The organism is Ralstonia insidiosa (genome assembly GCF_008801405.1).
Lineage (GTDB): Bacteria > Pseudomonadota > Gammaproteobacteria > Burkholderiales > Burkholderiaceae > Ralstonia > Ralstonia insidiosa.
This window is the reverse complement of record NZ_VZPV01000005.1, coordinates 79,448-93,346: the sequence shown is the minus strand read 5'-3', so window position 1 is coordinate 93,346 and position 13,899 is coordinate 79,448. Positions and strand designations below refer to the sequence as shown.

Here is a 13,899-nt window from a genome sequence, read left to right as displayed (position 1 = left end):
GCGGACTAGATCTCCACCTTGCTCCCCAACTCAACCAACCGGTTGGCTGGAATCCGGAAGAAATCCGACGGTTTGGCACTGTTGTGCTGCATCCAGGCAAACAGCGATTCGCGCCACATCGCCATGCCGGGCAGCGGTGACGGCACCACCGTGGCACGAGTAATGAAGAACGATGTTTCCATATCCTCAAAGACGATATTCAAGCGCTGGCCCACGTTCTTGACGATGTCGTCGACAGCGGGGGTTTCCTTGAAGCCGAAGTCCACCACTGCGGTGTAGATGTCTTCGCCGATGGTCTTGAGCACCATCCGCTTGGCGGGCTCCACATAAGGCACAGCCAGCGTACGGAAGTGAATGAACAGCACGCGCTTGTGCAGCACGTGGTTGTGCTTGAGGTTGTGCAACAACGCCAGCGGCACGAACTCGATGCTCGGCGTGAGGTACACCGCCGTACCGTCCACCCGATATGGGGGATGGCGCAACAGCCCTTCCATGAAAGGCTCAAGCGGAATGCCGCCCTCCACGTTGCGCGCCTTGAGCAACTGCGTGCCCGTGTGCCACGTCACCATCAGGAAGAAGATCAGGCCACCCAGTAGCAGCGGGAACCAGCCACCTGCCGCGATCTTGAGCAGGTTGGCGCTGAAGAACGACAGGTCCACCGCCAGAAACACGGCGCCGAGGCTGGCCACCACGGGCAGGCTCCACTTCCACGCATTGTGCATGACCACGGTCACCAGGCCCGTGGTCAGCAGCATGGTGGTCGTCACGGCAATGCCGTAAGCCGCGGCCAGGTTATCGGACTTGCCGAAGGCCAACACCACGGCCACCACCAGCAACAGCAGGATGTAGTTCACGACCGGCACATAGATCTGGCCGATTTCCACATCCGACGTGTAGAGAATCTTCATGCGTGGCGCATAGCCCAAGTGCACGGCCTGCGCCGTCATCGAGAACGCACCGGAGATGACCGCCTGCGATGCGATCACGGTGGCGGCTGTCGCCAGCACCACCATCGGCCCGACGGCCCAGTTCGGCATCAACAGGAAGAAGGGGTTCTGCACGGCGGAAGGCTCGCGCAGCAGTAATGCCCCTTGCCCGAAGTAATTCAGCAACAGGCAAGGCATGGCGATGTAGAACCAGGCAAAGCGGATCGGCCGTGCACCAAAGTGGCCCATGTCAGCATAGAGCGCTTCTGCGCCGGTCAATGCCAGGAACACCGAGCCAAACACGATGAACGCCAGGATGGTGTGCCGGAACGCAAATTCGAGCGCATACGTGGGGCTCAACGCCACAAGCACCTGCGGAGACTTCACCACCGACGCCAATCCGATCAGCCCAAGCAGCACGAACCAGATCAACATGATCGGCCCGAACAGGCGTCCGACCACGTGCGTGCCCTGCTTCTGCAGCAGAAACAAGCCAATCAGCACCACCAACGCCAGCGGCAACACCCACGTCTGCAGCGCGGGCGCCATGATTTCCATGCCTTCAATGGCAGAAAGCACCGAAATGGCTGGCGTGATGACCGCGTCGCCGTAGAACATGGCGGCACCCAACAGGCCGAGCATCATGAGCGTGCGGGTGAACCGGGCGCTGCCGCCGCTGGCGCGCATGGCCAGCGCTGTCAATGCAAGAATGCCGCCCTCGCCGTTGTTGTCGGCGCGCATGACGAACACCACGTATTTGATGGAGACCACCAGCGTCATCGCCCAGAGCAGCATCGACAGGATGCCGAAAACGGTCTGGTCCGAGAACGGAACCCCATGCTCGGGGTTGAAGCATTCCTTTAGTGCATACAAGGGGCTGGTGCCGATGTCCCCGAAGACCACACCGATTGCGCCCACCATGGTGGCCATCAACGCGGGTTTTTTTCTGATTGTGCTGGCGGTGGCTGTCGTCATGGTTGCCTGCGACTGGAACGGCGGGAGCACGCGCAATTTTCGTGCACGATCTGCCATGCCGCCCACGCCTGGCGCGGCTTTGGAGTGCGGCAGAAGCCACTAAAGCTTAGGTGAAAACACTCGGTTTTGTGCGAGTGTTTGCACCGATGGCAAGAACGCCCGGACCCTGATGTGCCCAGTAGGCATCGCCTATGCTTGATCTAAACAAGAGAAATGAAAAAAACAGACTTTGACGAGGAGACGCGCCAAGCATATATTCACCAAACGATCGTTTGGCCGGTTTGGCCGGGTCTGCCTGCTATGTTTCTCTTGGCCGGCGGCCGATCGATTTCTCAACTTTACGACTCAAGATCATGGCTACTGGTACTGTTAAGTGGTTCAACGACGCAAAGGGCTTCGGCTTCATTACCCCGGATGACGGCGGTGAGGACCTTTTCGCGCATTTCTCTGCGATCAATGCGGCGGGCTTCAAAAGCCTGAAGGAAGGTCAAAAGGTATCGTTTGACGTCACGCAAGGCCCGAAGGGTAAGCAGGCGTCGAATATCGTGCCGCAGTAAGTCGAAGGCCGGGGCACAGGCACCGCCAAGATCGTCATTGCGATTGCAGGACGGCGCGCCATCCTTCCGGGCAGGCGGCGCGCCGGTCAAAAGCCCCTAGAAGTCAGTTGTAAGGGTTGTTCAGTACGTGTTTGCCATCAAGCGGTCGAAGGGTTGCTGGAAACAGCGCTCCGGTTTGACGAAGTCCCTCTCGGGAGAATGCAATGGCCAGCCGAATTGAAGATAACGCCGTTCAATATGATCCGCCCGCCGGGGCAGCTGCAGAAATGCACGCTGCCCCGCGTTTTATTCGGGATTCGGAGATCCAGTTTTCACGCACACCTGCTTTCCATGAGGGTCAGCGCGTGAGTTTCGATATCGAGATTGGCCCCGATGGCGAGCCGATCGCGGTGAATATCAAACCAATATGACGGCGCGGTTGACCAACCGCACGCTCAAGGAAAAAAGGGAGGCATCGCCTCCCTCTTCTTTGCTGCGTACGACGCTTACTTGGCCGTAGGCATGACGAACTCGGCACCCTTGGCAATCGAATCCGGCCAGCGTTGCATCACGCTCTTGTAGCGTGTGTAAAAACGCACACCCTCTTCGCCGTAGGCGTGGTGATCGCCAAACAGCGAGCGCTTCCAGCCGCCAAAGCTGTGCCAGGCCATCGGCACCGGAATGGGCACGTTGATACCGACCATGCCCACCTGGATCTGCCGCGCAAATGCACGCGCCACGCCGCCATCGCTGGTGTAGCACGACACCCCATTGCCGAACTCGTGCGCATTGATCAGGTCAACGGCTTCGGCAAAATCGTGCACACGCACCACCGACAGCACCGGACCAAAGATCTCTTCCTTGTAGATCGTCATGCCAGGCTTGACGTGGTCGAACAGCGTGCCGCCGGTAAAGAAGCCTTGTTCATGGCCATCCACCGTGTGGCCACGACCATCCACCACCAGCTTGGCACCCTCTTCCACGCCCTTGGCGATATAGCCTTCCACCTTGGCCTTATGCGCCGCCGTGACGAGCGGACCCATTTCGCTGTCGGCCTCCATGCCGTTGCCGATCTTCAGTGCACGAGCACGTTCGGCCAGGCGCGGCACAAGCTTGTCAGCGACGTCGCCCACCGCCACGGCCACGGAGATCGCCATGCAGCGCTCGCCGGCCGAGCCGTAGCCGGCGCCGATCAGCGCATCCACCGCCTGATCGAGATCTGCATCGGGCATGACCACCAAGTGGTTCTTTGCGCCGCCCAGGGCCTGGACGCGCTTGCCGTGCTTCGTACCTTCGGTATAGATGTACTCGGCGATGGGCGTGCTGCCGACGAAGGACAGCGCCTGCACGTCCGGATGCGCCAGCAGCGCATCGACCGCATCCTTGCCGCCTTGCACGACATTGAACACGCCGTCGGGCAGGCCGGCCTGCTTGAGCAGGTCGGCAATCATCAGGCTCGGGCTCGGGTCACGTTCGCTCGGCTTGAGGATGAACGTGTTGCCGCAGGCCAGCGCCACGGGTGCCATCCACATCGGCACCATGAACGGGAAGTTGAACGGCGTGATACCGGCCACCACGCCCAGCGGCTGGCGCAGATTCCAGTTGTCGATGCCGCCGCCGATGTTGTCGGTGAACTCGGTCTTGAGCAGGTTCGGAATGCCGCAGGCGAACTCCACCACCTCGATGCCGCGCGTGACTTCGCCCTTGGCATCGGAGAACACCTTGCCGTGTTCGCGGGTGATGGCCGCGGCCAGGGCATCGTGATTCTGGTCGAGCAGTTCCTTGAACTTGAACAGAACGCGCGAGCGCTTGAGCGGTGAGGTCTCGGCCCAGGCGGGCGCGGCGGCGTGTGCAGCCGCAACGGCGGCGGCCACTTCGGCCTGACCACCCAGCAGTACCTGCGCGCTCACGGCGCCGGTGGCGGGGTTGAATACATCGGCACCGCGTGTGCCTGCGCCGGCATAGCGCTGTCCGCCGATGTAGTGGCTGACCACGGATTCGGTGACGGCGGGATCAATCGGTCGGTTCATCTCAAGCTACCTCTTGCAGAACGGTACGGACGGTGTCGAAGATGCGCGCGATCTGCGCCTCGTCGATGATGAGCGGCGGCGAGAACGCCAGGATGTCGCCGGTGTAGCGCACCAGCACGCCACGCTCCAGGCATTTCAGGAAGACTTCGTACGCGCGTGCGCCGATGGCACCCGGCCGCGATTCCAGTTCGATGCCGGCCACCAGCCCCAGGTTGCGGATGTCCTTCACATGCGGCGCGCCCTTGACCGAATGCGCCGCGGCTTCAAATGCCGGCGACAGCGCGCGAGCACGCTCGAACAAACCCTCGCTGCGATACAGGTCGATGGCAGCAACCGCAGCGGCAGCAGCGAGCGGGTGCGCGGAATACGTATAGCCGTGGAACAGCTCGATGGCGCCCGGCGCGCCGGCGTCAATGATGGTGTCATGCAGCGACTGGCGTACGGCCACGGCGCCCATTGGCACGGCGGCGTTGTTGATACCCTTGGCCATCGTCAGCAGATCCGGCGTCACGCCAAAGAACTCTGCGGCCGTGGCGGCGCCCAGGCGGCCAAACCCGGTGATGACCTCGTCGAAGATCAGCAGGATGCCGTGCTTGTCACACAGCGCACGCAGGCGTTGCAGGTATCCCTTGGGCGGCACCAGCACGCCCGTGGAGCCGGCCAGCGGCTCGACAATGACGGCGGCAATGGTCGACGCATCGTGCAGCGTGACGAGGCGCTCCAGCTCATCGGCCAAGTGCTCGCCCCATGCCGGCTGGCCCTTGGAGAACGCGTTGTGCTCAGGTGCATGCGTGTGCGGCAGGTGGTCGACGCCTGGGATCAGGTTACCCGAGAACGCCTTGCGGTTCGGCGAGATACCGCCCACGGAAATACCGCCGAAGCCCACGCCGTGATAGCCGCGCTCACGGCCAATCAGACGGGTGCGCTGCCCCTCCCCACGCGCGCGGTGGTAGGCCAGCGCAATCTTGAGCGCGGTGTCCACCGCCTCCGAACCAGAGTTGACGAAGAAGATGCGGTTCAGCCCTTCCGGCATCAGCTCGGCCACTTTCTCGGCCGCGCGAAAAGCCATTGGGTGGCCCATCTGGAAGGTGGGCGCGAAATCCAGCGTGCTGGCCTGCGCGGTGATGGCGTCGACGATTTCCTTGCGGCTGTGGCCGGCGTTGACGCACCACAGGCCGGCCGTACCGTCCAGCACCTCGCGGCCATCGGCGTCGCGGTAATACATGCCTTGTGCCGATGTGAGCAGGCGCGGCGCGGCCTTGTACTGGCGGTTGGCCGTAAACGGCATCCAGAAGTAGGACAGGTCAGTCGTTTCCAGCGGGTGCGGTGCGGGTTTCATCGGTGTCTCCGAAAGAAAATCAGGCAAGCAAATCAACGGTTCGAGCAAACTGTACAGAGCCAAACGCACTGCGGACATGCACAGATGACGGTTCTGTACGAAACTGTATAGGTGCGCGCCGCGCTCATACCGTCACATGCCGCATCGCAACATGCCACTCGAACACCTCGAACTCGATCTCCATCATCCCCAGCGTACGTTGGTCGATCAGATAGTCCAAGGCATTCGTACCGCCGTCGAAAACCGCAGCCTGCCGCCGGGCACACGGCTGCCCTCGGTGCGCAAGCTTGCTCAGGCGCACGACGTCAGCACGTTCACCGTGGCCGAGGCCTACACGCGGCTGGCCGCGCTGGGGGCCATCGTGGCACGGCCGCGCTCCGGGTATCTGGTGGCCGCGCGCGCGCCTGCACAGCCCGCGCCCGTCGCGCCGCGATGGGAGCCACCCAAGCTCAATGCGGCCTGGCTGTTATCGGACGTGTTTGCCGACCGCTCCATCGCCATCAAACCCGGCTGCGGCTGGTTGCCGAACGATTGGCTGGATGAGCGCGGTGTGCAGGAGGCGATGCGCGCGGTGAGCCGTGTCTCTGCGCTGCGTGTGGCGGGCTATGGGCACCCTTGGGGCTATGCACCGTTGGGCGAAACCGTGGCGGAATCGCTCACGCTGCGCGGGTTGCCAGTCGAGCGTTCCCAGGTCCTGCTGACCAGCGGAGCCACACAGGCGCTGGACCTGATCGTGCGCACCTTGTTCAAGGCCGGTGACGTGGTGGCTGTGGATGAACCGGGCTACTGCAATGTGCTCCAGGTGCTCAAGCTGGCCGGCCTGCGCGTGGTGGGCGTACCCCGCACGCCAGACGGGTTGGACACCACCGCATTGGAAGCCATCCTGCGCACCGACGATGCCGAGCGCCCGCGTGCGCTCTTCACCAGCTCCGTCCTGCAAAACCCGACTGGTACATCGATGACTGCGCAGAACGCCTACCGCGTACTGCAACTGGCAGAGCAGCACGGCCTGTGGATCGTCGAAGACGACCTGCACCGCGAACTGGCCGACCCCGCCGCACCCATGCTGGCCGCGCTAGATGGCCTGCGCCGTACGCTGTATGTGAGCGGCTTCTCCAAGACGATCTCGCCGTCATTGCGCGCGGGCTACGTGGTGGCCGATGCGGCCATCGCACGCGAACTGGCGCGCACCAAAATGGCCGTCGCCCTCACCTCGTCGGAAATCACCGAGCGCATCGTGCACGCATTCGTTACCCGGCCCGTCTACGCGGAACACGTGGCACGACTGACCGCGCGCCTGGCAAAGGCGCATGCCGATGCGGAAACACTCATGCGCACGCACGGCGCCGTCGCGTTCGACACGCCGGGGCGCGGCCTCTTCCTGTGGGCACGCCTGCCAGGCCACCCGAATGCCTCCGCGCTGGCCGACCAGGCCATCAGGCACAACATCTGGCTGGCACCAGGCCAGTATTTCCGCACCGACGAGACAGTCGACCCATGGCTGCGCTTTAACGTGGCGTACTCCGCCGAGCCCGCGCTGTGGGCATTCCTTGCCCAGCAATAACGCCTTTCAAGCCAGTGCAACAACGCATTGCGCCCGTCAACTAAGGTTGCGGATTCCCCCTATCCATGCGGCTTCTGGCTACGATTATTGCCTATGCAATTACATGAATCGACGCCGGAAAACGCTCGCAGAATCAGTCACCCTCAGCCGCATGTGACAGTTTGACCATCCTGTCACATAAGCCCGGCAGCATCGGCTTGTGCGTCAGCTGCGTGCCGGCACGCGCACCACCGTCGGGCTTTGTCTATCGTGTTCCAGACGTGTCGTGCCTTACACGACCCAATTCCAAGGCCGGCAGATTTCTTGCTCTTCCCGCTGTCCAGAACCCCTCCCTCCTCGATCCCTCACCGCACAAGGAGTGCCATGGATATCAAGACCATCCGCGAAACCGCGTTCGCGATGCCGATCACAAGCCCCGCCTACCCGCCTGGCCCGTATCGCTTCATTCATCGTGAGTTCTTCATCATCACGTACCGCACCGACCCGGCCAAGCTGCGCGCCATGGTGCCGGAGCCGCTGGAAGTGCCCGAGCCGCTGGTCGCCTATGAGTTCATCCGCATGGCCGACTCCACCGGCTTTGGCGACTACACCGAGAGCGGCCAGGTCATCCCCGTCACCTACGAGGGCAAGCCCGGCACCTACACGCTGGCGATGTACCTGGACGACCACCCGCCCCTGGCCGGCGGCCGCGAGATGTGGGGCTTCCCGAAGAAACTCGCCAGCCCGAAGCTTGAAACCGACAAGGACACGCTGATCGGCACGCTGGACTACGGCCCGGTGCGCGTCGCCACGGGCACGATGGGCTACAAGCACCGCGAACTGGATCTGGCCGAGCAGAAGCGCCGGCTGGAGTTGCCCAACTACCTGCTCAAGATCATCCCGCACGTGGACGGCAAGACCGCACGTATCTGCGAGCTGTCGCGCAACTACATGGTCGACATCGACATGAAAGGCGCCTGGACCGGCCCCGCGTCGCTGGAACTCGCGCATCACGCATTGGCACCGGTGGCCGAACTGCCCGTACTGGAAATTGTCGAAGCTCGGCACATCATTGCAGACCTGACCCTCGGTATGGGTGAGGTGGTGTTCGACTATCTCGCCAAGTAACACGCTTTCCCCCAACCCTCACGGAGTACACAACATGTCTGACTTGAAAGGCAAAGTCGCAGTCGTCACGGGTGCCGCCAGCGGCATCGGCAAGCAAATCGCCTTGACGCTCGCCAACTCGGGCGCCGCCATCGCCATCGTTGATCTGAACGAAGACGGTGCAAAGGCCGTCGCCAAGGAAATTACCGATGCAGGCGGCAAAGCCATCGGCCTGCGCATGGACGTGACCGATGAACAAGCCGTCGACAGCGGCATCGACCGCGTGGCGGAAGAGCTGGGCTCGGTCGACATCCTCATCTCCAACGCCGGCATCCAGATCGTCAACCCGTTCGTGAGCTACTCGTTTGCCGACTGGAAGAAGATGCAGGCCATCCACGTCGACGGCGCCTTCCTGACCACGCGCGCAGCGCTGCGGCACATGTACAAGGACGACCGCGGCGGTGTGGTGATCTACATGGGTTCGGTGCACTCACACGAGGGCTCGCCGCTCAAGTCGGCGTACGTGGCCGCCAAGCATGCGCTGCTGGGGCTGAACAAGGTGCTGGCCAAGGAAGGCGCGGCGCATAACGTGCGCTCGCACGTGGTGTGCCCGGGCTTTGTGCGCACGCCGCTGGTGGAAAAGCAGATTCCCGAGCAGGCCAAGGAACTCGGCATCAGCGAGGAAGAGGTCGTCAAGAAGGTCATGCTGGGTGATACGGTGGACGGCGTGTTCACCACCGTGGAAGACGTGGCCGAAACGGTGCGCTTCCTGGCCACCTTCCCGAGCGCGGCGCTGACTGGCCAGTCGTTCGTGGTCAGCCACGGCTGGTTCATGCAATAAGACTGGAGAAGACATGCCCGCACCCAAGCTACGCGTGGCGGCCAGCCGCGCCAAGTCCAACAGTCCTGACGCAGTGGCAGAAGCCGCCGGCAGCTCGCCGCCGCGCATCGCGCTGCCGCCTTACGAAAACATCGCGCTGGTGCTGCAGGGCGGCGGCGCGCTCGGCTCGTACCAGGCCGGCGTGTTCGAGGGGCTGGACGCGGCCGGCATCATGCCGAGCTGGATTGCGGGCATCTCCATCGGGGCGCTGAACACGGCCATCATCGCGGGCAACGCGCCTGAGCATCGGTTGGCAAAGCTGCGCGAGTTCTGGCAGATCATCACGCAGCCGAGCTTCTCGCCACCGCTGCCGGACATCCTGGAGAACGCCTGGTTTGACGGCCATGTTCATATGCGCAAGTGGCTGACCGCCATGCAGGCGGCCAACACCCTCGTCGAGGGTCAGCGTGGCTTCTTCACGCCGCGCTTTCCCGCGCCGCTGCCGGCCAATGAAATGGACCCGCTCGACGCCAGCTACTACGACACGACACCGCTGAAGGCCACGCTCGAGCGCCTATGCGATTTTGACCGCATCAACGATGGCGGCATCCGTGTATCGGTGGGTGCCGTGAACGTGCGCACCGGCAACCTTGAGGCGTTCGACAATACCGAGCGCCGCCTGCGCGCCGAACACTTCATGGCCTCAGGCGCGCTGCCTCCGGGCTTCCCACCCGTGCTGATCGACGGCGACTACTACTGGGACGGCGGTGTCGTCTCCAATACGCCGCTGTCGTACGTGCTGGGCGCCCAGCCGCGCCGTGACACGCTGGTGTTCCAGGTGGACCTGTGGAGCGCGCTGGGCCCGGTGCCCAACACCATGATCGGTGTCGCCAGCCGCCAGAAAGATCTGCAGTACTCCAGCCGCACCCGGCTCATCACCGACTGGATGGAGCGTTCGCAATCGACGCGCCGGCTGGTGCGCAAGCTGCTGGAGCATCTACCGGAGAAGGAATTCGAGCGCACGCAGTGGTACAAGCATGCGCAGGAACTGGCCTGCTCCAAGCGCTACAACGTGATCCACCTAATCTACGCAGCCAAGGAACACGAAGGGCCGGGCAAGGACATCCAGTTCGGGCCGTCCACCATGCGCGACCACTGGGGATCCGGTCTGACGGACATCCGCGAATCGCTTTCGCACCCCGAGTGGCTGGCGATGCCGGATGATGAGTCCGGCTTTGTCACGCACGACATCCACCGCCACCCGCACGCCGAGCGGCGCAGCAAGCGGCTTTAAGGCGCGTTACCCGGGCGGCTGCGACGCATCTGCCTGCTGCGCGCGCAGCGTCCGCAACGACACCCCCAACGGCGGCCGCGGCAGCGCGGCCGACCACGCCCGGCGGATCACACCGCTGATCTGCTTGTAGACCTCTTTCGAGATCACCGTTTCGGCCAGCATGGTGTCGATCTTGCTTTGGCCGATGTGCAGCGCGAACAGCAGCAACAGGCGCTTTTCAAGCGCAGCGCTGTAGTCGCCAAATTTCTCACGCAGCTCGGCCAGGCCCTCTTCTGCCGCTTCGATCCGCGCGATCAGCACACCGTCGAGCAGATCGGCCATGCGCTCGCCCAGCACGGGCTGCAATGACAGACGGTTGTAAGCACGCAGGCGTTCCAGCACGGTCTGGCGGCAGACCAGCAGCTCATAGCGGTCGGCCAACGCGTTGGCGAGCGGCCGATCGATATGCATCAAGCGGTGCAGCCAAATCGCAGCACGAAAACCGAAGCTCTTGGCAAGAATCCGGCGCGATGCGCGCTTGTAGCCAACGCGGCCTTCGGCGCGTGCTGCGTCGATCATGTCGGCGGTGTTGCGCATCATCGCGTCGAGGTTGCGGATGGAGATCAGGCCGTTGCCGTATTCGGGAATCAACTCGCGCTCGCGCGTGGCCAATGACACCAGGCCGATGGTGAGTTGATCGCGCTCGGACAAGGCATCCTCCAGGTTCAGCTCTGCAGCGCCGGCTGCCACTTCCAGCCGATACGCAGCCGCCGCCTGGTCCGCCGCTCCCGCCGCAAAGTGGAAGTGCCCGCCAATGCGGCGCATGATCGCCTCCACTTCTTCCGTCGACATGTTCAGTGCCTGCCGCTGCAGCGCCTGCTCCTGCGGCGAGAGCTGATCGAGCCCGAGCTGGTGCATGACCCAGCGCAGCGTCGCACCGTTGAAAAGCACGCTCACCAGCACGAAACCCGTGGCGAGAATGGTGACGAAATGCCGGTCGGCCGCGTGTACGGCGTGGTTCTCGGCCACGCCCAAGGCCAGCACCAAGGTGACGGCACCGCGCAGGCCGCCCCATGCAATCGCCAGCTTGTAGGCATGACTGACTGGTGCGGACAGCTTGAACCACGCCAGCACCGGCAGCAGACCAAACAGCACAGCCAGGCGTGCCGCCAGAGCCGCCACAACCACCACTGCCAGCCACAGCGCGTCTTTCCAGACCACACCATGCAGCAGTTGCGGCACGCGTACCGCAGCCAACAGGAAGACCACGGCCCCCGCCAGCGCGGCAATCTGTTCCCAGATCAACTGCAGGTGAGACCAGTTGCGCGGCGTGAGGCGCGTGCGCCCTAGCGCGCCAATCACCAGCCCTGCGCACACCACCGAAACCACACCCGATACATCGAGCACGTTTTCTGCCACGAGGTATAGCGGATACGGTAAGGCAAGCGTCCACGCGGCTTCTGCCTGTGCAATGCCGCGCAGCGCGGGCAGCAGAAACGCGGCAATGCGTCCGGCAATCAGGCCAAAGAGCACACCGCCGCCAAATGCCTTGGCCAGTTCACGCAAGCCACCGCTGACCGTCGCATCGGTGCCGTGGCCCGTGAGCATGGCCAACAGCACGCCCATGATGGCAATGGCCGCTGCGTCGTTGAGCAACGCCTCGCCTTCCACCAGCCGGATCAGCCGCGCCGGTGCGCCCACATCGCGAAACACGGCAATCACGGCGGACGGGTCGGTGGTGGCAATCATTGCCCCCAGCAGCAGGCACGTGACGATGCCAAACGGCGTGACGGCCGCCGCTGCCAAACCGATGACGCCCGTGGCCACGACCACCGCCACGATGGCGAGCATGAGGATGGGCGCGGCATCCGGCGCCATGCTGCGCACATCCACCGACAACGCCGCCTGAAACAGCAGCGGCGGCAGGAACAGCCACAGATAAGCCTCGGCCGGCCAGCTTGGATCAATGAGCGGCGCAAAGAAGGTCGTCGCAAATGCGGGCGCCGTGTTCTGCAAGCCCACATACGCACCGCCGATGCCGATACCCGCCAGCGCCAGCAGCGTCGATTCGGGCAGCGTCAGCCGCGACGCCAGCATCTGCACCAGCGCCACCACGGCGAGCAGGCCGCCCGCCACCAACAAGAGAATGACGACGCCGTTCACGAGGTGGACTCCCGCACGGCAAGCCAATCGGCACGCTCGGTATCGGTCAGGTCCGGCACAACCGCTGTGCCCGTCTCGGCCGCTGCGATGGCGGCTTCGAGCACCGCCATCACCGCCAATGCCTGCACCGGAGGAACTGGATTGGGGCGTTGTCCGAGGATGGCATCGCGCACGGCGGCGTAGTACGCGCGCTGATCGCCGGCAGGTGTGGCGACATCGCTTGCCGATGACGTTGCGCCATCGATGAGACTGCCCGCATCGTCATCCGCGCCCCAGCCTTGCGCGCCGGGCGTCATGCCGGCAAGCAACTGCGCCTCCTGCTGATCCATGCGGCGTTTGATGAACGAGCCGCGCGTGCCATGCAAGATCCAGCGCGGTGCGCCGCCGGTCACCAGCATGCTGGCGTGCAGGATGGCGCGGCGCTCGCCGTGGTGGAGCACCACGTGTGCCCAATCGGCAGTCTCCGCGCCGGGGCGTTGCCGGGCAAACGAGGCACTCACCGCGTCAGGCAGGCCGAGCAGCAGCAACGCCTGGTCAATCAGATGCGGGCCAAGATCAAACCAGATGCCGGTGCCCTGCCCGGCCTGTTCGCGCCAGCGCGCACGCACCTGCGGGCGGTAGCGGTCGAAATGCGCCTCCAGGTGCATCGCCTCGCCCACGGCACCGCTGGCGAGCACAGCCTGCACGGCAAGGAAATCGCTGTCCCAACGCCGGTTCTGAAAAACCGACAGCAAACGGCCGGTCTCCTGCGCCACATGGGCCAAATGCCGCGCCTCGGCCAGCGTGACGGTAAAGGGCTTGTCCACCACAACGTGCTTGCCGGCGCGCAGTGCGGCTTCGGCCAGCGGCGCATGGCGGTCGTTGGGGGCGGCAATGACGATGAGGTCGACATCCGGCTGCACCGCCGCCGCTTCGGGCGCGCAAACCACAGCGTCAGGCCGATCCGCGAGCACCGCGTCCGGGCGGTTCGAGCCGATCACGTGCAGGCGCAGGCCGGGTGTGGCGTCGATCAGCGCCGCGTGGAACAGCTTGCCCGCATAGCCGTAGCCCACCAGGGCAACACGCAGGGGAGTCGATGGATGTGGTGAAGACGACATATCAAGAAAAGGCGAAAAGCAGCTGAGTCAGACGCCGTGCACGCAACTTGGTGCCGCCAATTTGCAATCGACTCGTGAAAAGTTGCTGCA

Annotated in this window: 11 protein-coding genes; 6 read left to right on the top strand and 5 right to left on the bottom strand. The window is 63.8% G+C overall.

Going from position 1 to position 13,899, the window contains the following annotated elements:
• Positions 1-5: 5 nt before the first annotated feature.
• Complete coding sequence (locus tag F7R11_RS25905) at positions 6-1,901, bottom strand: potassium transporter Kup (RefSeq protein ID WP_064809025.1); 1,896 nt, start codon at positions 1,899-1,901, stop codon at positions 6-8.
• 353 nt (positions 1,902-2,254) lie between these two features.
• On the opposite strand from F7R11_RS25905, the gene F7R11_RS25900 reads away from it, so the two are divergent.
• Positions 2,255-2,458, top strand: coding sequence for a cold-shock protein (locus F7R11_RS25900; protein WP_021192552.1), 204 nt, complete (start codon positions 2,255-2,257; stop codon positions 2,456-2,458).
• Positions 2,459-2,661: 203 nt separating this feature from the next.
• Positions 2,662-2,868 (top strand): S1 domain-containing protein, encoded by a 207-nt coding sequence (locus tag F7R11_RS25895; RefSeq protein WP_039598639.1) that lies wholly within the window; start codon positions 2,662-2,664, stop codon positions 2,866-2,868.
• 75 nt (positions 2,869-2,943) lie between these two features.
• Here the strand turns inward: F7R11_RS25895 and F7R11_RS25890 are convergent, their stop codons facing one another.
• Together F7R11_RS25890 and aptA are read right to left on the bottom strand one after the other, a co-directional pair.
• Positions 2,944-4,467, bottom strand: coding sequence for a CoA-acylating methylmalonate-semialdehyde dehydrogenase (locus F7R11_RS25890; RefSeq protein WP_064806982.1), 1,524 nt, complete (start codon positions 4,465-4,467; stop codon positions 2,944-2,946).
• A 1-nt stretch (position 4,468) separates the two neighbouring features.
• Complete coding sequence (gene aptA, locus F7R11_RS25885) at positions 4,469-5,806, bottom strand: omega-aminotransferase AptA (RefSeq protein ID WP_039598641.1); 1,338 nt, start codon at positions 5,804-5,806, stop codon at positions 4,469-4,471.
• A gap of 151 nt (positions 5,807-5,957) precedes the next feature.
• On the opposite strand from aptA, the gene F7R11_RS25880 reads away from it, so the two are divergent.
• From F7R11_RS25880 to F7R11_RS25865, 4 genes are all read left to right on the top strand, one after another.
• Positions 5,958-7,370 (top strand): aminotransferase-like domain-containing protein, encoded by a 1,413-nt coding sequence (locus F7R11_RS25880; RefSeq protein WP_231973359.1) that lies wholly within the window; start codon positions 5,958-5,960, stop codon positions 7,368-7,370.
• A gap of 363 nt (positions 7,371-7,733) precedes the next feature.
• A complete protein-coding gene (locus tag F7R11_RS25875; RefSeq protein WP_021192556.1) occupies positions 7,734-8,477 on the top strand; it encodes an acetoacetate decarboxylase in 744 nt (247 codons plus the stop codon).
• A gap of 34 nt (positions 8,478-8,511) precedes the next feature.
• Entirely contained in the window at positions 8,512-9,297 is a 786-nt protein-coding gene (locus F7R11_RS25870) for a 3-hydroxybutyrate dehydrogenase (protein ID WP_039598643.1), read from the top strand.
• A 13-nt stretch (positions 9,298-9,310) separates the two neighbouring features.
• Positions 9,311-10,570, top strand: a complete 1,260-nt coding sequence (locus F7R11_RS25865; protein WP_064806980.1) for a DUF3734 domain-containing protein — start codon at positions 9,311-9,313, stop codon at positions 10,568-10,570.
• Positions 10,571-10,576: 6 nt separating this feature from the next.
• Here the strand turns inward: F7R11_RS25865 and F7R11_RS25860 are convergent, their stop codons facing one another.
• Both F7R11_RS25860 and F7R11_RS25855 read right to left on the bottom strand, forming a co-directional pair.
• A complete protein-coding gene (locus F7R11_RS25860; RefSeq protein WP_064806976.1) occupies positions 10,577-12,712 on the bottom strand; it encodes a cation:proton antiporter in 2,136 nt (711 codons plus the stop codon).
• Positions 12,709-13,809 (bottom strand): oxidoreductase, encoded by a 1,101-nt coding sequence (locus tag F7R11_RS25855; RefSeq protein ID WP_064806974.1) that lies wholly within the window; start codon positions 13,807-13,809, stop codon positions 12,709-12,711. Before F7R11_RS25855 ends, F7R11_RS25860 begins: the two co-directional genes overlap by 4 nt.
• Positions 13,810-13,899: the final 90 nt, after the last annotated feature.

Excerpts from the sequence above, each read along its gene's own strand:
- F7R11_RS25905 (WP_064809025.1), bottom strand. The coding sequence starts at position 1,901 with ATGACGACAGCCACCGCCAGCACAATCAGAAAAAAACCCGCGTTGATG.
- F7R11_RS25900 (WP_021192552.1), top strand. The coding sequence starts at position 2,255 with ATGGCTACTGGTACTGTTAAGTGGTTCAACGACGCAAAGGGCTTCGGC.
- F7R11_RS25895 (WP_039598639.1), top strand. The coding sequence starts at position 2,662 with ATGGCCAGCCGAATTGAAGATAACGCCGTTCAATATGATCCGCCCGCC.
- F7R11_RS25890 (WP_064806982.1), bottom strand. The coding sequence starts at position 4,467 with ATGAACCGACCGATTGATCCCGCCGTCACCGAATCCGTGGTCAGCCAC.
- aptA (WP_039598641.1), bottom strand. The coding sequence starts at position 5,806 with ATGAAACCCGCACCGCACCCGCTGGAAACGACTGACCTGTCCTACTTC.
- F7R11_RS25880 (WP_231973359.1), top strand. The coding sequence starts at position 5,958 with ATGCCACTCGAACACCTCGAACTCGATCTCCATCATCCCCAGCGTACG.
- F7R11_RS25875 (WP_021192556.1), top strand. The coding sequence starts at position 7,734 with ATGGATATCAAGACCATCCGCGAAACCGCGTTCGCGATGCCGATCACA.
- F7R11_RS25870 (WP_039598643.1), top strand. The coding sequence starts at position 8,512 with ATGTCTGACTTGAAAGGCAAAGTCGCAGTCGTCACGGGTGCCGCCAGC.
- F7R11_RS25865 (WP_064806980.1), top strand. The coding sequence starts at position 9,311 with ATGCCCGCACCCAAGCTACGCGTGGCGGCCAGCCGCGCCAAGTCCAAC.
- F7R11_RS25855 (WP_064806974.1), bottom strand. The coding sequence starts at position 13,809 with ATGTCGTCTTCACCACATCCATCGACTCCCCTGCGTGTTGCCCTGGTG.